We start from the raw sequence: 22,539 nt of genomic DNA on the forward strand, positions 1-22,539 counted from the left end.
CTGACCCAAAGGCAACCAAGTTCTAAACCTTGACCACCACATCCTGCTCCAACACCAACACCTTGTTCCCCGCATCCAGCTTGACCAACGCCCCCATCGGCAACGTCAGATTCGGATCGCAATGCCCGCTGCGCCACCCGGCCAGCACCGGAATCCGCAACGCCTCAAAGGTCTGCTTGAGCAACCGCGCCAACGCAACGGCATCCACCCCCGCCACATCTCCCACCAGTACACCGCGCAACTTGCCGAGCGTGCCAGCCAGACGCAATTGGGTCAGCAGCCGGTCAATGCGATACAACGGCTCGTTGATGTCCTCAATAAACAGAATCACCCCTTCGGCATCGATTTCGTACGGCGTGCCCATGGTTGCGGCAATCATCGACAGATTGCCCCCCAGCAAGCGCCCGTGAGCGATGCCAGGCTCGATGGTGCTCAACGGGAAGGCCACCGGGTGCGTCAACACGCTGCCCGCCTTCACCTGCCCGCGCAGCATGTTAAAGAACGATGACTCGGTGGGTCGCTGCTTGTCTCCCAATAGGTCGGCGTTGAGCAGCGGACCATGAAACGTCACGAACCCTGCATAGCGACCGATGGCCAGGTGCAGCGCCGTGATGTCGCTGTAGCCAATAAAGGGCTTGGCATTCGCCCGCAACAAGTCGAAGTCGATCCGGTCCAGCAATCGCGGCGTACCGTAGCCGCCACGCAGGCAAATGATCGCGTCGACCTCAGGGTCGGCGAATGCCCCGTGCAGGTCATTGAGCCGCACATCGTCGCTTCCAGCCAGATAGCCATCGTTCTCGTAGACGCCAGGAAACACCCGCAGCGAATAACCCCGGGCGCGCATCCATTGCACAGCCTTGTCGGTGTCCAGGGTTGCGGGGCCGGCAGGCGCAATCACGCCGATCAGCCCTTCCGACGGCAAGGCCGGTACAGGAGCATAAGGAAAAAGGGTGTGGGTCGGTCGAACGGTCATCCATGAATCTCCCTGCGTGAAATCTTCAGCACACAGTAGTCAGGAACGGGCATAAACAGAAGGGGGTCAATCGCGCCGCACATTGCGGGAAAAGACCACCGTGGACGTAAGCAAGGCAAAAAAACGCCCGCAGGCTGTAAAGCCGTGCGGGCGTTTTTGTCTTTCAGCCGCGAATCACAAGGACGCTACAAGCTCGGCCTTAACCAGCTTCGCCTGCTCATCGGCATGGTACGACGAGCGCACCAACGGACCGGAAGCGACGTTCTTGAAGCCCATCTTGTAACCTTCCTCGGCGAACCAGGCGAACACGTCCGGGTGCACGAAACGCTGCACCGGCAAGTGGCTGCGGGACGGTTGCAGATATTGACCGAGGGTCAGCATGTCGATGTCGTGTTCGCGCATGCGCTTCATGACTTCGATGACTTCTTCGTCGGTTTCGCCCAAGCCCAGCATCAACCCGGACTTGGTCGGAATGTGCGGCATCATCTGCTTGAAGCGTTGCAGCAGGGTCAGCGACCACTGGTAATCCGAACCCGGACGCGCAGCCTTGTACAGGCGCGGCACGGTTTCCAGGTTGTGGTTGAACACATCCGGCGGCTCGGCGGCGGTGATTTCCAGCGCCACGTCCATGCGCCCACGGTAATCCGGGACCAGGGTTTCGAGCTGCACGTTCGGCGACAGCTTGCGGATCTCGCGGATGCAATCGGCAAAGTGCTGGGCACCGCCGTCACGCAGGTCGTCGCGGTCCACCGAAGTGATCACCACGTACTTGAGTTTCAGGTCGGCGATGGCAATGGCCAGGCTTTCCGGCTCATTGACGTCCAGTGGCTTCGGACGACCGTGGCCGACGTCGCAGAACGGGCAGCGACGGGTGCAGATGTCGCCCATGATCATGAACGTCGCGGTGCCGCCGGAGAAGCATTCGCCCAGGTTCGGGCAGGACGCTTCTTCGCAGACGCTGTGCAGCTTGTGTTTGCGCAGCAGGGCCTTGATGCGGTCGACTTCCGGGGACACCGGGATGCGCACGCGGATCCAGTCGGGTTTTTTCGGCAGTTCGGTGGTCGGAATGATCTTTACCGGGATGCGTGCAACCTTCTCGGCGCCGCGCAGCTTGACGCCGGCTTCAACCTTCGCACGCGGGGCCGGACGCTCGGTAACATCCAGCGTCGGGATCATGGTTTGCACTGCATCAGTAGTCATATCAGTCGATTCCGCCCGTAAGGGTCGTCTGCTCAGCATAGTCGAGGTGTTTGACGAGCTGCGCGCGCAGCCGGGCACTTACCTCGGCAAATTCAATCGATCCTGCGTGATCGCTCAGCTGGGTCATCGCCAGCCCGGCGTAGCCGCAGGGATTAATCCGTCGAAACGGTTCCAGGTTCATGTCCACGTTCAGGGCCAGGCCATGAAAGGAGCAACCATGGCGGATCCGCAGACCCAGCGAAGCAATTTTTGCCCCGTCGACGTAGACACCTGGCGCGTCTGGTTTGGCTGCGGCAGTGACGCCATAGCTGGCCAGCAACTCGATCAGGCAGTGTTCCATGCGGGTGACCAGGTCACGCACGCCGAAACCCAGTTTGCGCACATCCAGCAACAGGTAGGCCACCAATTGGCCGGGGCCATGGTAAGTCACCTGACCACCGCGATCGACCTGCACCACCGGAATATCTCCGGGCAGCAACAGGTGCTCGGCCTTGCCGGCCTGGCCCTGGGTGAACACCGGAGGGTGTTCCACCAGCCAGATCTCGTCCGCGGCGTCAGTGCCGCGCTCGTTGGTGAAGCGCTGCATGGCATGCCAGACCGGCTCGTAAGCCATCTGGCCGAGCTCACGAAAGCCCAGCGTGCCAGACATCACAGCACCATGTGCACGAAACCGGTCGCCCGCAACTCGCTATTGATGTCGTACAGCTGGTCTTGACCGGTGGCGATGATGTGCAACTGGATAGTGGTGTACTTGCCGTTGCTGCTCTGGCGTTCGTCCACTTTCTCATCGTTGATCGTCGCGTGTTTCTTGACGATATCGATGATCTTTTGCTTGATGTCCACAATGGTGTCGCCGATCACTTTGATCGGGTAGTCATTGGCGGGAAATTCGATCTTTGGCGCCTTTACTTCAGTGTCTGTCATGGCGTAACGGCCTCGTAAGCCGTGGCAACGGACATGGCCCCGTCCCGGGTTGGAACGGAGCCATGCAGGTCCACACTAATTCAGTTGAACAAGCCGTAGAAGAATAGACGGATGCTATCCCACATGCGGCGGAAGATACCACCCTCCTCGACAGCGTCCAGAGCGATCAGGTCAGCGCTGTGCACTACCTTGTCGTCCAGTTTCACTTCGACTTTACCGATCACGTCGCCCTTGGCGATTGGCGCAACCAGTTGCGGGTTCATGGTCATGCTGGCGGCGAGCTTTTTCAGCTGGCCTTTTGGCAGGGTCATGGTCAAGTCTTCAGCCAGGCCGGCCTTGACTTGATTGGTGGTGCCTTTCCAGACAGGGGCTTGAGCCAGCTCGGCGCCTTTCTGATAGAAGGTCTGGGTTTCGAAGAAGCGGAAACCGTAGGTCAGCAATTTCTGGGTTTCGGAGGCGCGGGCCACTTCGCTGTTGGTGCCGAACACCACGGCGATCAGGCGCATGCCATCACGTACGGCCGAAGACACCATGCAGTAACCGGCTTCGTCGGTGTGACCGGTTTTCAGGCCGTCAACGGTCTTGTCGCGCCACAGCAGCAGGTTGCGGTTAGGCTGTTTGATGCCGTTCCAGAAGAACTCTTTCTGCGAGTAGATCGCGTAATGAGCCGGGTCTTCGTGGATGATTGCGCGAGCCAGCAGCGACATGTCGTGAGCCGACGAGTAGTGCTCCGGGTTCGGCAAGCCGGTCGGGTTCATGAAGTGGCTGTTGGTCATGCCCAGGTCGCCGGCCGTCTTGTTCATCATGTCGGCGAACGCGTCTTCGCTACCGGCGATGTGCTCGGAGAGCGCAACGCTGGCGTCGTTACCCGACTGAATGATGATGCCGTGCAACAGGTCGCTGACGGTTACCTGCGAGCCCACCTTGATGAACATCCGCGAACCGCCGGTACGCCAGGCGTTTTCGCTGACGGTCACCGGGTCGTTTTCGCCGATCTGGCCACGACGGATTTCCAGCGTCGCAATGTACGCGGTCATCAGTTTGGTCAGGCTGGCGGGCGGCAGGCGCTGGTCACCGTTGTTCTCGACCAGCACGTTGCCGCTGCTGGCGTCCATGAGCACATAGGACTTGGCGGCCAGTTGCGGTGGCGACGGCATCATTTCTACCGCAAAAGCGGCAGGTGTGATGAACAGCGGGACTAACAGGCACAGGCGTTTGGCAAAGGTGGTGATGTTCATCCGTCTCTCGAAATCGCTAATGGAAACTGCCCAAAGGCAAAACTAATCAGACAGCTTTCTAACGAGCTGTCGCGTGTTCAGTTGCTCACTCAGAACCCTTGCCGGGCTTTTGTTCTTAACGAGCCAACAACCAGGTCCGCCCCCCAAACCGCAAGCGAACCTTCAATCAAGTACTGCGTGTTACTCGGCGGTGACCAGGCTCGGCGAACCGAGATTGGCCAATCGCACACTGTTCTGCACTTGCTGGATTTCACCCTGCGAACCGATCGGCCCCAGGCGCACCCGATGCAGTGTCTGTTGGTTGCGCACGATCGAGCTGATGAACACCGGAGCGCTCACCATCCCGCTGAGCTTCGATCTCAGGAGTTCTGCAGCGTCCGGGTTGGCGAACGCGCCCACCTGCAGATACTGGCCAGAGGCTGGTACAGAAGCGTTTTTTTTTGCGGCAACCTGCACAGGCACAGTGTCCGACGCATGCTGCTGCGGTGGTGGCGTCCATTGCTCGACCGTCCCCGCCGAAGCGGTAATGGTCGGCGCGGCATTTTGCGCTACTTGCGGCTCGTTGAGCATCAAAGGCGCCGGACGGCCCTTCGCCGCCCACCACTGTTGTGGATCGATGCCTTCGACCTTGACCCGCGCAGTACCGATTTCGGCGTAGCCGAGCTTCTTGGCGGCAGCGTAGGACAAATCGATGATGCGGTCCGAATAGAACGGCCCACGGTCGTTGACTCGCAAGACCACGCTCTTGTTGTTGTCCAGGTTGGTCACCCGAACGTAACTTGGCAGCGGTAACGTCTTGTGGGCGGCACTCATGCCGTACAGGTCATACACTTCGCCATTGGCGGTATTCTGACCATGGAACTTGGTGCCGTACCACGACGCCGTGCCCGAGGCAACGTAGGTCTTGGAGTCTTGCAGCGGGAAGTAGGTCTTGCCCAGCACGGTGTACGGGTTGGCTTTATAAGGACCGCTGTGCAGGGTCGGCGTGGCATCCGGGATACGCGAAACATCCACATCCCACCACGGCGCGCCATCTTTGTGGGCGCGGTTGATGTCCAGCCCCGGCGTAGCACGCACGGCGGTGGAGGTTTTTTGCGTTGGCGCACGACTGGTCGAGCAACTGGCGAGCAGCACCGCCAACGCGGCAAATGCCATCAGCTTCAGGGGTTTATTCATAGGCAATGCCCGCATTACTTGACGCCCCGTGCTTGGACCAGCTGTTCAGACAGTTGATGTACGGCCATGGCGTACATCACGCTGCGGTTATAACGCGTGATCGCGTAAAAATTCTTCAGGCCCATCCAGTACTCGGGGCCATTGTCACCTTCCAGGCGGAAAGCCGTAACCGGCATATCATCGCGCAGCGCATCATGACTTGACCACCCCAACGCCCGCAACTCCCCGACGGTTTTCGTCGGCTCGATGCCGGTGGTCAAGCCGTCGTCCACCTGATCACCACGCACATCGGCGCGGCTGACCACTGGTTCGCCGGCGACCCAGCCGTGACGTTTGAAATAACTGGCAACGCTGCCGATGGCATCGTCCGGATTGGTCCAGATATTAATGTGGCCATCACCGTCGAAGTCCACCGCATAGGCGCGAAAACTGCTCGGCATGAACTGCGGCAAGCCCATGGCACCGGCGTAGGAGCCCTTGAGGGTCAACGGATCGACCTGCTCTTCCCGGGCCAGCAGCAGGAATTCACGCAGTTCCTTGCGGAAAAACTCGGCACGGGGAGGATAGTCGAAACCCAGGGTCGACAACGCGTCGATCACCCGGTAATTGCCGGTATTGCGGCCGAAAAAGGTTTCAACGCCGATGATCGAGACAATCACTTGGGCCGGCACGCCATATTCCTGCTCGGCACGGGCCAGTACCGCCTCGTGCTGACGCCAGAAGTCCACACCGCGGGCAATGCGCGCGTCGGTGATGAACATCGGGCGATATTCATTCCACTGTTTGACTCGCTCAGCCGGCTTGGAGATGGCGTCGAGGATCGCCTGCTTGCGCTCGGCTTCGCGGAACACGCCCATCAGCTGTTCGCCGGCAAAACCGTAGTCGCGGGTCATTTCACCGACGAATTCGGCCACCTGGGGTGAGCCTTCGTAATCGCCGGCCCGCGTTTCAGCGGTACCAAGGATGCCTACCAGGCCGACCCACGGCGCGTATCGAGTCGCCCAGCCATGCATTACTTGCATTGAAATCTTCACCTTATTCAAACCTGTGCGATCCACTTACGATGGGTATGGATCGACATCAAAACCCCAAACGCTGACAGCAGCGTCACCAGCGAAGTTCCTCCGTAGCTAATGAACGGCAACGGCACCCCCACAACCGGCAACAGGCCACTGACCATACCGATGTTGACGAAAACGTAAACAAAAAACGTCATCGTCAGGCTGCCCGCGAGCAATTTGCCGAACAATGTCTGGGCCTGGGCGGTAATTACCAGCCCGCGACCGATCAGCAACAGGTAAATCAGCAGCAGTGCACAAATGCCCACCAGGCCGAACTCTTCGCCCAGTACCGCAATAATGAAGTCGGTGTGGCTTTCCGGCAGGAAGTCCAGATGCGACTGGGTGCCCAGCAGCCAGCCTTTGCCGAATACGCCGCCGGAACCGATGGCCGCCTTGGACTGAATGATGTTCCAGCCCGTGCCCAACGGATCGCTTTCCGGGTCGAGGAAGGTCAGGATTCGCTGCTTCTGGTAGTCGTGCATGATGAAGAACCACATCGCCACCGCCACCGGCACTGCCGCCGCGATCACGCTGAGAATCCAGCGCCAGCGCAGGCCACCCATGAACAGCACGAACGCACCGCCCGCCAGAATCAGCAGTGAAGTGCCGAGGTCCGGCTGGCGCACGATCAGGATAAACGGCAAGCCGATCAGGAACAGGCTGACACCCACATGCTTGAGCTGCGGTGGCAGCGTGCGTTTGGACAAGTACCAGGCGATGGTCGCCGGCATCAGGATCTTCATGAACTCCGAGGGCTGGAAGCGGATCACCCCGGGAATGTTGATCCAGCGCGTGGCACCCATGGCGTTGTGGCCCATGACGTCCACCACCACCAGCAACAGCACGCCAAGCACATAACCGATCGGCACCCAACGGGCCATGAAACGCGGTTCGAACTGGGCGATGACGATCATCGACACCAGGCCGATGCCGAAGGAAGTGGCTTGCTTGGCCAACAGGTCCCAGCTCTTGCCACTGGCCGAATACAGCACGAACAGGCTGCCGGCGGCGAGGGTCAGCAGCAGGATCAACAACGGGCCATCGATGTGCATGCGTTGCAGCAGCGTCGCACGGCGACGCATCACGTCCTCGCTGGAGAGGATGCGATCGAAATTACTCTTCACGGGCCGTAGCCTCCGCGCTGATAGGGCCGGCGTATTCCGGTTTGAGTCGGCCATCCTGGTCCAGGAGCCAGGCATCCATCACTTGTCGCACCACCGGCGCCGCGACGCCGGAACCGGACTCACCGTTCTCGACCATCACCGACACCACGATTTTCGGGTTATCGGCCGGGGCGAAGCCGACGAACAAGGCGTGGTCGCGGTGGCGTTCCTGCACCTTGGAGCGGTCGTACTTCTCGCCCTGCTTGATCGCGACCACCTGGGCCGTACCACTTTTACCGGCGATCCGGTATTGCGAGCCAATGGCGGCTTTGCGCGCCGTGCCGCGCGCGCCGTGCATGACCTGTTGCATGCCGTGGTTGACCTTGGTCCAGTCGGACGGGTCGCGCAGGATGATGTCCGGCATCGGATTTTCATCTTTGGGCCGCTCGCCCTCGACGGTCTTGGCCAGGTGCGGACGGTTCCATACACCCTTGTTCGCCACCAGTGCCGTGGCTTGCGCCAGTTGCAGCGGCGTGGATTGCATGTAGCCCTGGCCGATCCCCAGAATCAGGGTTTCGCCCGGGAACCAGGCCTGGCGCCGGGTCGCACGCTTCCATTCCCGCGACGGCATCAGCCCCGGCGACTCTTCGAACATGTCCAGCGAGACCTTCTGGCCGATGCCGAACTTGCCCAGGTACGACGACAAGCGATCGATGCCGAGCTTGTGGGCGAGGTCATAGAAATAGGTATCGTTGGAACGCATGATCGCCGTGTCCAGGTCCACGTAGCCGTCGCCGGTACGGTTCCAGTTACGGTATTTGTGATCGTAGTTGGGCAGCATGTAGTAACCGGGGTCGAAGACCCGGGTCGAGGCCGTGACCACACCGGAGTCCAGACCGGCAATCGCCACCGCAGGCTTGATCGTCGAGCCCGGCGGGTACAGACCACGCAGTACGCGGTTGAACAGCGGCCGGTCGATGGAATCGCGCAACTCGGCGTAGGCCTTGAAACTGATGCCGGTGACGAACAGGTTCGGGTCGAAACTCGGCTGACTGACCATGGCCAGGACTTCGCCGGTGTTCGGGTCTAGCGCCACCACGGCACCACGGCGACCGCCGAGTGCCAACTCGGCAGCTTCCTGCAATTTGATGTCCAGGCTCAGGACGATGTCCTTGCCGGGAATCGGATCGGTACGCTTGAGCACGCGCAAGACGCGACCACGGGCGTTAGTCTCGACTTCTTCGTAACCCACCTGGCCGTGCAGCTCGGGCTCGTAGAAGCGCTCGATGCCGGTCTTGCCGATTTGATGAGTACCGCTGTAACCGACCGGGTCCAGGGTTTTGAGCTCTTTCTCGTTGATCCGGCCCATGTACCCCACGGAGTGCGCAAAGTGCGCACCCTGCGGATAGTGCCGCACCAATTGCGCGACCACTTCCACACCCGGCAGCCGGAACTGGTTCACCGCGATCCGCGCGATCTGCTCTTCGGTCAGCTCGAACAGGATCGGCACCGGCTCGAATGGCCGGCGCCCCTGCTTCATGCGTTTCTCGAAGATCCCCCGGTCCTCGGGCGTCAGCTCCAGCACCTGGACGATCACGTCGAGCACTTGCTGCCAGTCGCCGGAGCGCTCGCGGGTCATGCTCAGGCTGAAGCTCGGCCGGTTATCGGCCACCACCACGCCATTACGGTCGAAGATCAGCCCGCGGGTCGGCGGAATCGGCTGCACGTGGACGCGGTTGTTCTCCGACAGGGTCGAGTGGTACTCGTACTGGATGACCTGGAGGAAATACAGCCGTGCGATCAGCACGCAAATCAGCGCCACCACCGCAATGGCCCCGAACACGACGCGGCCACGCACCAGACGGGCGTCTTTTTCGTGGTCCTTGATGCGGATCGGCTGGGACATGAGGGCAGAACTACTTGTGGTATGGGTGGCCGGACAGAACTGTCCAGGCACGGTACAACTGTTCGCCGATCAGAATCCGCACCAACGGGTGCGGCAACGTCAACGGCGACAACGACCAACGCTGATCGGCCCGGGCACAGACTTCCGGCGCCAGCCCCTCGGGGCCGCCGACCATGAAATTCACCGTGCGCGAGTCCAGCCGCCAGCGATCGAGTTCGACCGCCAGTTGCTCGGTGCTCCAGGGCTTGCCGTGGACTTCGAGGGTGACAACCCGCTCGTTCGGCCCGACCTTGGCCAGCATGGCTTCGCCTTCCTGACGGATGAAGCGCGCCACGTCGGCGTTCTTGCCACGGGTGTTGAGCGGTATTTCCACCAGTTCCAGCGCCAGCTCGGACGGAAGACGCTTGGCATATTCATGCCAGCCTTCTTCCACCCATTTGGGCATGCGTGAACCGACGGCGATCAGTCGCAGTCGCACAGCGGTCCCTTACTGCTGGTCTTTGTTGAGCTTGATGAAATGCTCGTGGGTGTTTTCCGGGCTGTGGTGAGCCGCGTTCAGGGCACGGCTCTGTTCAGCGCCGGACCACAGACGCTCGAGGTCGTAAAACTGACGCGCCGATGCGGTCATCATGTGCACGATCACGTCGTCCATATCCAGCAGGACCCAGTCGCTGTCGCCCTTGCCTTCTTCACCCAACGGCTTGACGCCCAGGGCTTTGACGGCTTCGCGGACTTTGTCCAGCATCGCGCCGATCTGGCGGTTCGACGTACCGGTGGCGATGATCATGAAGTCAGTGATGCTCTGCTTTTCACGAACGTCGATGACCTGGATATCCTGGCCCTTCACGTCTTCCAGGGCTGCCACGGCAACCTTGACCAGCTCTTCACCACGCAGCTCAGGACCGGTTTGTGGCTCTACTGGCAGCGGGGCGCTCTTGAACGTGCCTTTGCGCTTTACTTTAGTTACGTCTTTGTCAGTCATATAAAACTCGTTTTGCTCGTATGTTCGGGCGCTTCGTTACACGTGATCACGTGCCGTGAAGCGTGCCCTTTTTTTCAGTTCGACGCACGGTAGAGACCGTGCGCATCGATGTAGGCCAGGACCGCGTCGGGCACCAGGAAACGTACCGACTTACCGCTGGCCAGCAGTTGACGGATCTGGGTGGCGGATACCGCGAGCGGTGTCTGCCAGACGAATGCAATCTGTCCGCTCGGCCCTTTGAGGGCCAGCGGGTCGCTCACCGAGCGTGCCGCCAACAGATTGCGCAAGGCATCCGGCGGTTCGCTGTCGGCATCCGGGCGTTGCAGCACCAGGATGTGGCAATGCTGGAGCAACTCTTCCCAGCGGTGCCAAGTGGGCAGGCCGCAAAATGCGTCCCAGCCCAAAAGTAGAAAAACCTGGGTATCAGCGGCCATTTCAGCGCGCATCAATTCCAGGGTATCGATAGTGTAGGACGGTTTGTCCCGCTGCAATTCGCGGGCGTCCACCACCAACGGCGCCACACCGGCCACCGCGCACTCGACCATCGCCAGACGGTCCTGTGCCGAGACCTGCGGCGTGTCCCGATGAGGCGGCCTGGCACTGGGTGTCAGTCGCAGCTCATCGAGCCCCAGGGACTCGGCCACTTCCAGTGCACCGCGCAAATGGCCGATATGCACCGGGTCGAAGGTTCCGCCCAGCACGCCAATGCGTCGAGGCTCAGCCTCGCCGGCAATGACCGGGGCTGACGGGTCGAGGTCGCCCAAGTCAGACCGACTCCTGTCCGCGCAACTGGCCGTCACCGACCACGATGTACTTCTCGCAGGTCAGACCTTCGAGGCCCACCGGGCCGCGGGCGTGCAGCTTATCAGTAGAAATGCCAATCTCGGCACCCAATCCGTATTCAAAGCCATCGGCAAAGCAGGTCGGGGTGTTGATCATCACCGACGACGAGTCGACTTCCGCGACGAAACGCCGGGTATCGGCCAGGTTTTCACTGACGATCGAATCGGTGTGATGGGAGCCGTACTGGTTGATGTGCTCGATGGCCTGGTCCAGCCCGTCGACCACGCGGATCGACAGAATCGGTGCCAGGTATTCGGTGGTCCAGTCGTCTTCAGTGGCCGCAACGGCCTCGATGATCGCCCGGGAGCGCTCGCAACCGCGCAGCTCAACGCCTTTTTCGCGGAACTGGGCAGCCATCGACGGCAGGAAATCTTTGGCAACGCTTTGATCCACCAGCAACGTTTCCATCGCGCCGCAGATGCCATAACGGTAAGTCTTGGCGTTGAAGGCGATGCGCTGGGCTTTCGGCAGGTCGGCGTGTTCGCTGACGTAGACGTGGCAAATGCCGTCCAGGTGCTTGATCACCGGCACGCGCGCATCGCGGCTGACCCGCTCGATCAGACCACGGCCACCACGGGGCACGATGACGTCAACGTATTCAGGCATGGTGATCAGCGCGCCGACGGCGGCACGGTCGGTGGTTTCCACCACTTGCACCACGGCGGCCGGCAGGTCGGCCTCGGCCAGGCCGCGCTGGATGCAGGCGGCAATGGCGCGATTGGAATGAATGGCTTCGGAGCCGCCGCGCAGAATGGTCGCGTTACCCGACTTCAGGCACAGGCTGGCGGCGTCGATGGTCACATTGGGCCGGGATTCGTAGATGATCCCGATCACGCCCAACGGCACGCGCATCTTGCCGACATGAATACCGGACGGACGAAAGCTCATGTCGCGGATGGCGCCGACCGGGTCCGGCAACGCGGCAACCTGGCGCAGGCCGACGATCATGCCGTCGATGCGCGCCGGGGTCAGCGCCAGGCGTTCCAGCAAGGCCGGCTCAAGACCATTGGCCCGACCGGCGGCCAGATCCAGTTCGTTGGCGGCCGTCAACTCGGCACGCGCGGCGTCCAGCGCATTGGCGGCAGCCTGCAAGGCGCGGTTTTTCTGCGCGGTGCTGGCACGGCCGATGATGCGCGACGCCTGGCGGGCAGCGCGACCCAGGCGGGTCATGTAGTCGAGGACGGACTCAGTCATGTCTGATGGGGTCTTGGCAAAGATGAAAGCGGCAGATTATAGCTGTCGCGTCCTAGGACTAACAGCGGTGACGGGCGGATGGTCGAAATGGAGGGCAATTTGCCGACGTTCAGCCGTGATTAAGCTGCAAATTGTTATCATCACCGCTCATTCAGCCCTGATAAACGCCGTTCATCATGTCCAACCTGACTGTTCGCGCCCCTCTTGCGGCCCTGCCCATCGCGCTGCCGGACGCTTTTTTCGACCGCGACGCGCAAGTTCTGGCCCGGGAGTTACTGGGTAAAGTCATCCGTCATCGGGTCGGCGACTTGTGGCTCAGCGCCCGGATCATCGAGACCGAAGCCTATTACTGCGAAGAAAAAGGCAGCCACGCGTCTCTCGGCTACACAGAAAAGCGTAAGGCTTTGTTTCTGGATGGCGGCCACATTTATATGTATTACGCCCGGGGCGGCGATTCCCTGAACTTCAGCGCCCAAGGGCCGGGCAACGCGGTGCTGATCAAATCCGCTTACCCGTGGGTCGATGAATTGAGCGGGCCAGCGAGTCTGGCGCAGATGCTGCTGAACAACCCCGACGCCCAAGGCCGGCCTCGCCCTTCGCAAAAGCTCTGCGCCGGCCAGACGTTGCTGTGCAAATCGCTGGGTTTGAAGGTGCCCGTCTGGGACGCCAAGCGCTTTGATCATGAAGTGCTGCTGGTGCAAGACGTCGACCCGGCGCCCGCCCACATTATCCAAACCACTCGCTTGGGGATTCCCCATGGGCGTGACGAACACCTGATGTACCGCTTCGTGGATGCTGCGTACGCACCTTATTGCACACGGAACCCGCTGCGCCGGGGGCAGGTCGAAGGTCGCGATTATTTTTTGCTGTGAACACAATCCTTTGTAGGAGCTGCCGAAGGCTGCGATCTTTTGATCTTGATCTTTCCGATACCGCTGAAAATCAAGATCAAAAGATCGCAGCCTTCGGCAGCTCCTACGCCGGACTCGATTCGTAAAATGGAGTTGCAGGTATGGGCCCATGGCTCGATAGCATCACTGGCTGGTTGACGGTCAATCCACAGTGGCTCGCCGCCGCGGTGTTCATAGTGGCGTGCGTGGAATGCCTGGCGATTGCCGGGTTGATCGTGCCGGGCACTGTTTTGCTGTTTGCCGTGGCCGTGTTGGCCGGCAGTGGTGCGTTGTCGCTGGGCGAAACGCTGTTGCTGGGGTTTCTCGGTGGTTTGCTGGGTGACGTGGTTTCCTACTTCCTGGGGCGACATTTCCACCAGAATATCCGCCGCCTACCCGGTTTGCGCCATCACCCGGAATGGATTGCCGGGGCCGAGTCTTACTTCCAGCGTTACGGCATCGCCAGCCTTCTGGTCGGACGCTTCATCGGTCCATTGCGGCCAATGCTGCCAATGGTCGCCGGGATGTTCGACATGCCCTTCCCGCGCTTCGCCGCCGTCAGCCTGCTGGCCGCCGCCGGTTGGAGCATCGCTTACTTGCTGCCGGGCTGGGCCACGGGGGCAGCGATTCGACTGCCACTGCCGGACGGTTTCTGGCCAGAAGCAGGGATTGTCGCCGGTAGCATCGCGGTGATGATCGGCTTGAGTGTCACCAGCAGCCTGCGCCGTCATCGCCACGCCACCGCTTATATTGCCGGCCTCGGCCTTGCGATTCTGATCGGGCTGTTTATCGGCTATCCGCACCTGACCGCCCTCGACCAAGGCTTGATGACTTTGGTGCAGGAACACCGCAGTCCGATGCTCGATGAAGTGGCCGTGACGTTCACGCTGATCGGCGAATTCCGCAACATGCTGATGTTCAGCGCTCTGCTGACCGGGTTGCTGTTACTCACCCGGCAATGGCGCCAAGCGATTTTCGCGGGCGGCGCGCTGCTGTTCACCGCGCTGGGCAACACCGTGACCAAACACTTTTTCGCCCGGATGCGCCCGGAAGTGTTGAGCGACCCGCTGACCAGTTACAGCATGCCCAGCGGTCACGCCTCGGGTTCTTTCGCGCTGTTCCTCGCCATCGCTGTACTCGCCGGGCGCGGACAACCGCCACGCATGCGCCTGACCTGGCTGCTATTGGGTTGCCTGCCGGCACTGGCGATTGCGTTGTCGCGGGTCTATTTGGGCGCGCATTGGCCAACGGATGTGCTGGCTGGCGCGATGCTGGCGGCCGGTGTCTGTGCCGCGAGCTTGTGGCTGAGCCAACGCCAGACGCCGCTCAATGCCATGCCGCCCAAGGTTTGGTGGCTGGTGCTGCCGTCGTTGCTGGCGTTGTTTGCCTTTTTCGCGTTGCGGCATCTGCCGCACATGATGTTGCGCTACGCGTATTGAAGACCGGGGTTACCGCGGCCCCGTAGCAGCTGCCGAGCCCGCGAGGCTGCGTTCGGCTGCGTAGCAGTCGCCAATCAGACACACCGCATACTCAGGATTTGCGAGGACTTCGTCCTCGAACGCAGCCTCGCGGGCTCGGCAGCTGCTACGGGGGATCTCAGGCGAACAGTTCGCCCTGCAACTCATCCAGCAACGCCTGAATCGCATCCAGCCTTTGCTGCGGATCGTCGAGTTGCAGCAGGTCGATCTTGTCGACCTCGGCGAATGGCAGCAGGTAGGCCAGTTGATTGGCCAATGATTGTTGCCCGGTTGCTTCGGTGCCCATGTTCAGCGCTTCGACCATCGGGTGTTCGGCCAAGGCTTTGAGCAGGGCGACCAGGTCGGCGTCCTCGTCCTGCAACGGTTGTTCCGGCTCGTCTTCCAGCCACTCGACGTCGGCAATGGTCAGGTGATCGCGCTGCACTTCGGAGCGCAACACGTGGAAACGTCGTCCACCCTGCACGCGAATCCCCAGCAAGCCGTTGTCCTGTTGCTTGAAGTCGGTGATCAAGGCTTCACAACCCACCAGCGCATAACCCGCCGGGGCGATACCGACTTCTTCGCCGTCGAGGATGCACACCACGCCGAAGCCGCTGCCTTGTTTCATGCAGCGGCTGATCATGTCCAGGTAGCGCGCCTCGAAAATCTGCAAATCGAGGATGCAACCAGGGAACAGCACCGTGTTCAGCGGGAAAAGCGGCAAGCTCATAGACATTTCCTTACACCACCATCGACACGGCCAACGGCAGGAACACCGCTGTCGCCACGCCCATCAGACTCATCGCCAGCGCCGCAAAGGCGCCGCATTCTTCACTTTCCTGCAAGGCCACCGACGTGCCGACCGCGTGGGCCGTCATGCCCAGGGCCATGCCCCGGGCCTCGGGACTGTGAACACCGAGCCGGGTCAACAGGCTCGGGCCGAAAATCGCACCGATCACGCCGGTAATCAACACGAACACCGCCGCCAGCGCCGCGACGCCACCAATCTGCTCGGCCACCAACATGGCAATCGGCGAGGTCACGGATTTCGGCGCCATGGTCATCAGGATCATGTGTTCGGCACCGAACCACCAGCCCAGCAACACGCCCATGCCCGTAGCGATCACTCCGCCTATCACCAGCGTAGTAAATATCGGCCAGAATAACTGCCGAATCCGTCGCAGGTTCAAGTACAGCGGCACCGCCAGAGCAACGGTGGCGGGTCCCAGCAGGATGCTGAGGATTTCGGTGCTCTTGCGGTACTCGGCGTAGGTCAGACCGCAGGTCACCAACACGCCAATCACCAGCACCATCGACACCAGCACCGGTTGCAGGAAAATCCAGCGGGTTTTCTCGAACGCCGCGAGCACCAGTTGATAAGCGCCCAGGGTAATGCCGATGCCGAACAGCGGATGGTGAATCACCGAATCCAGCGCACCTTGCCATTCAAGGATCATTGGCCATCCCCACGATGGGCGTGGCGCTTGACCAGACGCTGCATCAACACCCCGACGAAGGCCATGGACAACAGCAGCGACAGCACTAACGCTCCGGAGATCGCCCAGAAACCCGCCGCAATGTCCTCGGCGTAAACCATCACACCCACCGCCGGCGGCACCAGCAGCAACGGCAGGTAACGCAGCAAACTGCCGGCGGCCAGGTTCAGCGGTTCACCGACTTCGCCACGACAAATCAGAAACACCAGCAACAGCAGCAGACCGACAATCGGCCCCGGCAGCACCGGCAAAAACAGGTGGTTGATGGCTGTGCCCAGCAATTGGAACAGCACCAGCCAGGTCAGGCCACGTAACAACATCCAGCATCTCCCGCACGCTTAGCCCACCAAAAAGGGGCCGGGCATTATAAGCATGCCGACGCTATACACCGGCATTCGCCAAAAGCATGGTCAGTTGACCGGAGCAATTTGCCATGTTGATCTAAAGTGGTATTCCGGGAGGTCAAATCCCCCCACCTCAAAACTATAAAACCGATGAACCCAAGGAGAGTCTCAATGCCCTATGTTCCCGTTGCAGAGCTCAAAGATTATGTCGGCAAGGAACTTGGACGTTCCGAATGGCTCACCATCGATCAGGAGCGCATCAACCTGTTCGCCGAAGCCACCGGGGATTATCAGTTCATTCACGTCGACCCGATCAAAGCCGCGCAAACGCCATTTGGCAGCACCATTGCCCACGGTTTCCTGTCGCTGTCGCTGATCCCCAAACTGATGGAAGACATCCTGATCCTGCCGGAAGGCTTGAAGATGGTGGTCAATTACGGCCTCGACAGCGTGCGCTTCATTCAGCCGGTCAAGGTCAACTCGAAAGTGCGGCTCAAGGTCGACCTGACCGAAGTCACCGAGAAGAAACCCGGCCAGTGGTTGCTCAAGGCCACCGCCACCCTTGAGATAGAAGGCTCGGACAAACCGGCGTACATCGCTGAACCGCTGTCCCTCTGTTTCGTGTAAACCATCCCGAATGCGAAGCAGCGCACGCTGTTTCGCGACCTTCTCTATATATGCGACGCATAGCTGCGGCATACTCGGTCGCCTAATTGCCCGGATCCCGCTATGCGCTCACTTGCACTCCTCGCTTTGACCCTGATGCTCACCGCTTGCGGCGATGGTGAATCGCTGCTGCCCCCTGACGCTCGCCTGCCGGACGGCGGACGCTATCGAGGGGATCTGGTCAACGGGTTGTTGCAGGGCCAGGGCCGCATCGACTACCCGAACGGCAGTTGGTACGCCGGGCAATTCGACAAAGGCCAGTGGCATGGCCAGGGCGAATGGCACGGCAGCAACAGCGAGGTCTATCGCGGGCAGTTCCAGCAAGGGCTGTTCGACGGCCAGGGCACGCTGACCACCAATGGCAGCAGCTACACCGGCGGCTTCAAACTTGGCCGGCGCGACGGTGAAGGCACCCTCAAAGAAAACGGCATGACTTACCGCGGTGAGTTCAAGTCCGATCAGTATTCAGGGCTCGGCCGTCTCGAACTCGACGACGGCAGCACCTATCAAGGCCAGTTCGCCCACGGCAAACCCAACGGCGAAGGCCAGCGCGGCGATGCCACCGGCAATCAGTTCAGCGGGCATTTCGTCGACGGTCAGCTCGAAGGCAACGGTACGTTCAACAGCGCCGATGGCGATATCTACGTCGGCGGTTTCAAGGACAACCAACTCCACGGCAAGGGTCGCTACGAGAACGCCGATGGCGACGTCTGGATCGGCCAGTTCAAGGAAGGCGTGCTCAGCGGCAAGGGCGAATTGATCGGCGCCGACGGCAGCCATTACATCGGTCAGTTCAGCGACTGGCGCTTCACCGGCCCGGGTCGCTTGAACCTGGCCGACGGCAGTTTCTACGTCGGCGGCTTCGACAGTGACAGCTACTCGGGTCGCGGCACCCTGGTGCTGACCGATGGCACCGTGATGAGCGGCACCTGGATCAATGGCCAGCGTGTGCGCGACGCCGATGGCAAGTTGCTGCCCGACACCCTGGAGCTCGGCTTGCTGGCCCAGGGCCGTTTGCTCGACGAAGCGCTGGCCAACGTCCCCGCCTCGACCCCGGCGGTGGAGTTGTACACCCTGACCCTCGGTGGCGACGGCAAGCAGAGCGTGTTCCTGCGCGAGTCCGACTACGTCGCCAATATGCTCGCCAGCCGCTTTGGTGCGTATGGTCAGATTCGCCTGGTCAACCACCGCGAACACCTCGCCGACCGACCGATGGCCACCCGGGAAAACCTGCGTCGTGCCGTCCAGACCCTGGCTGAACGCAGCGGCCCGGAAGATTTGCTGTTCATCTACCTGACCAGCCACGGCACCAGCGAACATGAACTGGTCCTCGATCAACCGCGCATGGAGCTGGCCGACCTGCCGGCCGACGAACTGGCGGCGGTTCTCGCCCCGTTGAAAAATCGCGACAAGATTATTGTCATCTCTTCCTGCTATTCCGGTGGTTTCATCCCGGCGCTGAAAGACGAACGCACGTTGATCATGACCGCCTCGCGGGCGGACCGGGTGTCCTTCGGTTGCTCGGAGGAAGCCAACTTCACCTACTTCGGCGACGCGCTGTTCGCCCAGGCGCTGAACCAGACCGACGATTTGGAGCAGGCCTTCAAACTGGCCAAGGCGACCGTGGCCGAGCGCGAGCTGGCGGATAACTTCGAAGCCTCTGAGCCGCAGATCTGGGCGCCGAAAACCGTGCTCTCCCACTGGCAACTGTTGCGCAAGCAACAAGCGCGAAAAGCATTACAAAGTGCGGCTATCAGCAGCAAGGACGCCAAGAGCAACTAAGCTGAACAGTATCAAGGGGGAAACACTATGTACTTGACGCCTCAGCATGTATTGCTTGCCGGAGCCACTGGATTAACCGGCGAACATTTGCTTGATCGCTTGCTCAATGAGCCAACGATTACGCGGGTATTGGCACCTTCACGCCGGCCACTGGCCGAGCATCCCCACCTGGAAAATCCCGTCGGCGACCCCGCCGTATTCTTGCCGCAATTGAACGGTCGCGTCGACATCGCCTACTGCTGCCTCGGCACCACGATCAAACAGGCCGGCTCCGAAGCGGCGTTTCGCGCGGTGGACCTGGACATGGTGGTGGCGTTCGCCAAACGTGCTCGGGAAATGGGCGCGCGGCACCTGATCGTGATCAGCGCCCTGGGGGCCGATCGCCGATCCCCGGTTTTCTACAACCGGGTCAAAGGCGAGATGGAATACGCATTGCGCGCGCAGAATTGGCCGCAGCTGACCATTTGCCGACCTTCACTGCTGTTGGGCGAACGCCTCGAACCGCGCATGGCCGAGAAAATGGCCGGCCCGTTGTCACGGTTGATTCCGGGCAAATACCACGGCATCGAAGCCTGCCAATTGGCCCGCGCGATGTGGCGGCTGGCACTGGAAGAACAGGATGGAGTGCGGGTGGTTGAGTCGGATGAGTTGCGCAAATTAGGTAAATAAGATCAAAAGATCGCAGCCTTCGGCAGCTCCTAAAGGGTGAACACATATCCCGCGTTGGAGCTGCCGAAGGCTGCGATCTTTTGCTTTGCTTTTACAACCCACCCGTCGCCTGAAAACTCACGCCAATCACCGTCAGCACCGACAACGGCAACAACAACGTGTCGAGCAACGCACTGGCCGGCAGATCCACGCCGGGATAGCTCGGCGCCTCGGCACCAAAACGATCCTTGGCACAGCAACCACCATTCATCGCATACAAATCCAGCCGCGTCCCCGAATACACCACCGGTGCCCCCGGCTTGGCGGCGTCGAGGGTGCGCGCCGTGGCGCAGCCGGCGAGTTGCAACGCCAGCGCCACCACCAGCAGTTTATTCATCGCTGCTCAAATGATGCTCGCCCCAACGCGGCAGCATGTCTTGCGGGATATTCAACAGATTGAGAATCCGCGCCACGACGAAGTCGATCAGGTCGTCGATGGTCTGTGGCTGGTGATAGAAACCCGGTGAGGCTGGCAGGATCGTTACGCCCATGTTCGACAACTTGAGCATGTGCTCCAGATGAATGCTCGAGTACGGCGCCTCGCGCGGTACCAGAATCAACTGACGGCGCTCCTTCAAGGTCACATCGGCGGCGCGTTCGATCAGGTTGTTGCAGGCGCCGGTGGCGATGGCCGACAACGTCCCGGTGGAACACGGCACCACCACCATCGCCGCTGGCGCACCGGAGCCCGAGGCTACCGGCGACATCCAGTCTTCCTTGCCATACACCTTGATCTGCCCGGCAGCGGCGCCGGTGTATTCGGTGAGGAAGGCCTGCATGGTTTGCGGTTTCGGCGGCAGTGTCACGTCAGTTTCGGTGGCCATCACCAGTTGCGCAGCCTTGGAGATCAGAAAATGCACCTCGCGGTCTTCGCGCACCAGGCAGTCCAGCAGGCGCAAACCGTACTGGGCGCCGGACGCGCCGGTCATGGCCAGCGTGATGCGTTCCGGGCCGTTGTTCATTGCAGCGCCTCGGCGAGTTTGCCGTGCAGGCCGCCGAAGCCGCCGTTGCTCATGATCACCACGTGGGTGCCGGGCTGGGCCTGGCTTTTCACGCGTTCGATGATGCCCTCCAGGGAATCGCTGACGATCGATGGCACCGTGCACTGCGCGGCGGTAGCGCCCAAATCCCAGCCGAGGTTGGCCGGCGCATACCAGATCACCTGATCGGCATCGACCACGCTTTCCGGCAAACCGTCACGGTGCGCGCCGAGCTTCATGGAGTTGGAACGCGGCTCGATGATCGCGATCAACGGCGCGTCGCCAATCTTCTTGCGCAAGCCGTCGAGGGTGGTGGCGATGGCGGTCGGGTGATGGGCGAAATCGTCGTAAATGGTGATGCCGTTGACCTGCGCCACGACTTCCATCCGGCGCTTCACGCTTTTAAACGCGCTCAACGCCGCAATGCCCATCGATGGCACCACGCCAACATGCCGTGCGGCCGCGAGGGTGGCCAAGGCGTTGGCGACGTTGTGCTGACCGGTCATGTCCCACTCGACCACGCCTTGGGCGACGCCTTCGAACATCACTTCGAACTTCGAACCGTCATCGCTCAACAATTTGACCTGCCATTGGCCGCCGGCACCGGTGGTTTGCACCGGGGTCCAGCAGCCCATTTCGATCACACGTTGCAGCGCCGGCTCGGTAGTCGGATGGATCACCAGGCCTTCGCTCGGAATGGTCCGCACCAAATGGTGGAATTGCCGCTCGATGGCCGGCAGATCGGGGAAGATGTCGGCGTGATCGAACTCAAGATTGTTCAGGATCGCCGTGCGCGGGCCGTAGTGAACGAACTTGGAGCGCTTGTCGAAGAACGCGCTGTCGTATTCGTCGGCTTCAATCACGAAGAACGGTGTGCCGCCCAGACGCGCGGACACCGAGAAATTCTGCGGCACGCCGCCGATCAGGAAACCCGGACTCATGCCCGCGTGTTCCAGCACCCAGGCGAGCATGCTGCTGGTGGTGGTCTTGCCGTGAGTACCGGCAACGGCCAGCACCCAGCGACCTTGCAGCACGTGATCCGCCAGCCATTGCGGGCCGGAAACGTAAGGCAGGCCTTTGTTCAGTACGTACTCGACAGCCGGGTTGCCGCGGGACATGGCATTGCCGATCACCACCAGATCCGGGGCCGGATCGAGCTGCGCCGGATCGTAGCCTTGGGTCAACTGAATGCCCTGCGCTTCAAGCTGAGTGCTCATCGGCGGATAGACGTTGGCATCGGAGCCCGTCACGTGATGGCCCAGCTCTTTGGCCAGAACCGCCATCGAACCCATGAAAGTGCCGCAGATACCAAGAATATGAATGTGCATAGTCGACCTCGTAAAACATGGCCGCAGGTTAGCGTAGGGTGGGGAAATTCGCACTCTTTAGGTGATGGGGTGGATTGGGGCTGAGGCTCGGGATTCGGTTTGACGCTGGAGCAACCCCTCACCCCAGCCCTCTCCCCAGAGGGGAGAGGGAGCCGACCGAGTTGTTCTGTCGATCTACATCGACCTGAAATTCCCGAGTCGAACTCAGGTTCTGAAAAGCCCCCGATTGGCTCCCTTTCCCCCTCTCCCCTCTGGGGAGAGGGTTGGGGTGAGGGGTGGATCTAAGGC

General features: G+C 61.0%; 24 protein-coding genes. 5 read left to right on the forward strand and 19 right to left on the reverse strand.

Annotated features, from left to right (window positions below; genetic code table 11):
- Positions 1-22: 22 nt before the first annotated feature.
- The 13 genes from HB680_RS31895 to HB680_RS31955 form a co-directional block, all read right to left on the reverse strand.
- Positions 23-973, reverse strand: coding sequence for an LD-carboxypeptidase (locus HB680_RS31895; RefSeq protein WP_213942236.1), 951 nt, complete (start codon positions 971-973; stop codon positions 23-25).
- Positions 974-1,147: 174 nt separating this feature from the next.
- Positions 1,148-2,149: a lipoyl synthase gene (gene lipA / locus HB680_RS31900; RefSeq protein WP_213942252.1), complete on the reverse strand. Its 1,002-nt coding sequence runs from the start codon at positions 2,147-2,149 to the stop codon at positions 1,148-1,150.
- A 25-nt stretch (positions 2,150-2,174) separates the two neighbouring features.
- Positions 2,175-2,822: a lipoyl(octanoyl) transferase LipB gene (gene lipB / locus HB680_RS31905; protein ID WP_169372926.1), complete on the reverse strand. Its 648-nt coding sequence runs from the start codon at positions 2,820-2,822 to the stop codon at positions 2,175-2,177.
- A complete protein-coding gene (locus tag HB680_RS31910; RefSeq protein ID WP_054052426.1) occupies positions 2,822-3,097 on the reverse strand; it encodes a DUF493 domain-containing protein in 276 nt (91 codons plus the stop codon). Before HB680_RS31910 ends, lipB begins: the two co-directional genes overlap by 1 nt.
- An 80-nt stretch (positions 3,098-3,177) precedes the next feature.
- Entirely contained in the window at positions 3,178-4,335 is a 1,158-nt protein-coding gene (locus HB680_RS31915) for a D-alanyl-D-alanine carboxypeptidase family protein (protein ID WP_123404559.1), read from the reverse strand.
- Positions 4,336-4,515: 180 nt separating this feature from the next.
- A complete protein-coding gene (locus tag HB680_RS31920) occupies positions 4,516-5,526 on the reverse strand; it encodes a septal ring lytic transglycosylase RlpA family protein (protein WP_213942237.1) in 1,011 nt (336 codons plus the stop codon).
- Entirely contained in the window at positions 5,526-6,533 is a 1,008-nt protein-coding gene (gene mltB, locus HB680_RS31925; protein WP_213942238.1) for a lytic murein transglycosylase B, read from the reverse strand. Before mltB ends, HB680_RS31920 begins: the two co-directional genes overlap by 1 nt.
- Before the next feature lie 17 nt (positions 6,534-6,550).
- Entirely contained in the window at positions 6,551-7,654 is a 1,104-nt protein-coding gene (gene rodA / locus HB680_RS31930; protein WP_054052418.1) for a rod shape-determining protein RodA, read from the reverse strand.
- Positions 7,655-7,685: 31 nt separating this feature from the next.
- Positions 7,686-9,581, reverse strand: a complete 1,896-nt coding sequence (gene mrdA, locus HB680_RS31935; protein WP_213942239.1) for a penicillin-binding protein 2 — start codon at positions 9,579-9,581, stop codon at positions 7,686-7,688.
- 10 nt (positions 9,582-9,591) lie between these two features.
- A complete protein-coding gene (rlmH, locus tag HB680_RS31940) occupies positions 9,592-10,059 on the reverse strand; it encodes a 23S rRNA (pseudouridine(1915)-N(3))-methyltransferase RlmH (protein WP_007937439.1) in 468 nt (155 codons plus the stop codon).
- Between the two features lie 9 nt (positions 10,060-10,068).
- Positions 10,069-10,563 (reverse strand): ribosome silencing factor, encoded by a 495-nt coding sequence (rsfS, locus tag HB680_RS31945; protein ID WP_213942240.1) that lies wholly within the window; start codon positions 10,561-10,563, stop codon positions 10,069-10,071.
- Positions 10,564-10,637: 74 nt separating this feature from the next.
- Positions 10,638-11,327: a nicotinate-nucleotide adenylyltransferase gene (gene nadD, locus HB680_RS31950; protein ID WP_213942241.1), complete on the reverse strand. Its 690-nt coding sequence runs from the start codon at positions 11,325-11,327 to the stop codon at positions 10,638-10,640.
- 1 nt (position 11,328) lies between these two features.
- Positions 11,329-12,600 carry a glutamate-5-semialdehyde dehydrogenase gene (locus tag HB680_RS31955; protein ID WP_213942242.1) on the reverse strand — a complete coding sequence of 424 codons (1,272 nt, stop codon included), beginning with the start codon at positions 12,598-12,600 and terminating at the stop codon, positions 11,329-11,331.
- A gap of 176 nt (positions 12,601-12,776) precedes the next feature.
- Here HB680_RS31955 and HB680_RS31960 point away from each other — a divergent pair, with 176 nt between their 5' ends.
- Both HB680_RS31960 and HB680_RS31965 read left to right on the forward strand, forming a co-directional pair.
- The gene (locus HB680_RS31960; protein ID WP_213942243.1) at positions 12,777-13,472 is read left to right on the forward strand and encodes a DNA-3-methyladenine glycosylase; all 696 of its coding nucleotides are present in this window, start codon (positions 12,777-12,779) and stop codon (positions 13,470-13,472) included.
- A 140-nt stretch (positions 13,473-13,612) separates the two neighbouring features.
- Entirely contained in the window at positions 13,613-14,929 is a 1,317-nt protein-coding gene (locus HB680_RS31965) for a bifunctional DedA family/phosphatase PAP2 family protein (RefSeq protein ID WP_213942244.1), read from the forward strand.
- Between the two features lie 157 nt (positions 14,930-15,086).
- On the opposite strand, the gene HB680_RS31970 is transcribed toward HB680_RS31965, so the two are convergent.
- Genes HB680_RS31970 through HB680_RS31980 form a run of 3 tightly spaced genes read right to left on the reverse strand, consistent with a single transcriptional unit; the run spans position 15,087 to position 16,763 of the window.
- A complete protein-coding gene (locus HB680_RS31970; RefSeq protein ID WP_054616727.1) occupies positions 15,087-15,677 on the reverse strand; it encodes an LON peptidase substrate-binding domain-containing protein in 591 nt (196 codons plus the stop codon).
- Positions 15,678-15,687: 10 nt separating this feature from the next.
- Positions 15,688-16,404, reverse strand: coding sequence for an LrgB family protein (locus tag HB680_RS31975; RefSeq protein ID WP_213942245.1), 717 nt, complete (start codon positions 16,402-16,404; stop codon positions 15,688-15,690).
- Positions 16,401-16,763: a CidA/LrgA family protein gene (locus HB680_RS31980; RefSeq protein ID WP_213942246.1), complete on the reverse strand. Its 363-nt coding sequence runs from the start codon at positions 16,761-16,763 to the stop codon at positions 16,401-16,403. The genes HB680_RS31975 and HB680_RS31980 overlap by 4 nt, the downstream gene beginning before the upstream one ends.
- 195 nt (positions 16,764-16,958) lie before the next feature.
- On the opposite strand from HB680_RS31980, the gene HB680_RS31985 reads away from it, so the two are divergent.
- From HB680_RS31985 to HB680_RS31995, 3 genes are all read left to right on the forward strand, one after another.
- The gene (locus HB680_RS31985) at positions 16,959-17,414 is read left to right on the forward strand and encodes a MaoC family dehydratase (protein ID WP_213942247.1); all 456 of its coding nucleotides are present in this window, start codon (positions 16,959-16,961) and stop codon (positions 17,412-17,414) included.
- Positions 17,415-17,516: 102 nt separating this feature from the next.
- Entirely contained in the window at positions 17,517-19,235 is a 1,719-nt protein-coding gene (locus HB680_RS31990) for a C13 family peptidase (protein WP_213942248.1), read from the forward strand.
- Positions 19,236-19,262: 27 nt separating this feature from the next.
- On the forward strand, positions 19,263-19,904 hold the full coding sequence (locus tag HB680_RS31995) for an oxidoreductase (RefSeq protein WP_213942249.1): 642 nt from the start codon (positions 19,263-19,265) through the stop codon (positions 19,902-19,904).
- Positions 19,905-19,995: 91 nt separating this feature from the next.
- Here the strand turns inward: HB680_RS31995 and HB680_RS32000 are convergent, their stop codons facing one another.
- The 3 genes from HB680_RS32000 to mpl are packed head-to-tail and all read right to left on the reverse strand — an operon-like array spanning position 19,996 to position 22,251.
- Complete coding sequence (locus HB680_RS32000) at positions 19,996-20,280, reverse strand: YceK/YidQ family lipoprotein (protein ID WP_213942250.1); 285 nt, start codon at positions 20,278-20,280, stop codon at positions 19,996-19,998.
- Positions 20,273-20,905, reverse strand: coding sequence for a flavin prenyltransferase UbiX (gene ubiX / locus HB680_RS32005; protein ID WP_169372913.1), 633 nt, complete (start codon positions 20,903-20,905; stop codon positions 20,273-20,275). The genes HB680_RS32000 and ubiX overlap by 8 nt, the downstream gene beginning before the upstream one ends.
- Positions 20,902-22,251 carry a UDP-N-acetylmuramate:L-alanyl-gamma-D-glutamyl-meso-diaminopimelate ligase gene (gene mpl, locus HB680_RS32010; protein ID WP_213942251.1) on the reverse strand — a complete coding sequence of 450 codons (1,350 nt, stop codon included), beginning with the start codon at positions 22,249-22,251 and terminating at the stop codon, positions 20,902-20,904. The genes ubiX and mpl overlap by 4 nt, the downstream gene beginning before the upstream one ends.
- Positions 22,252-22,539: the final 288 nt, after the last annotated feature.

The sequence above is a fragment of the Pseudomonas sp. dw_612 genome (assembly GCF_018449725.1).
Classification (GTDB): domain Bacteria; phylum Pseudomonadota; class Gammaproteobacteria; order Pseudomonadales; family Pseudomonadaceae; genus Aquipseudomonas.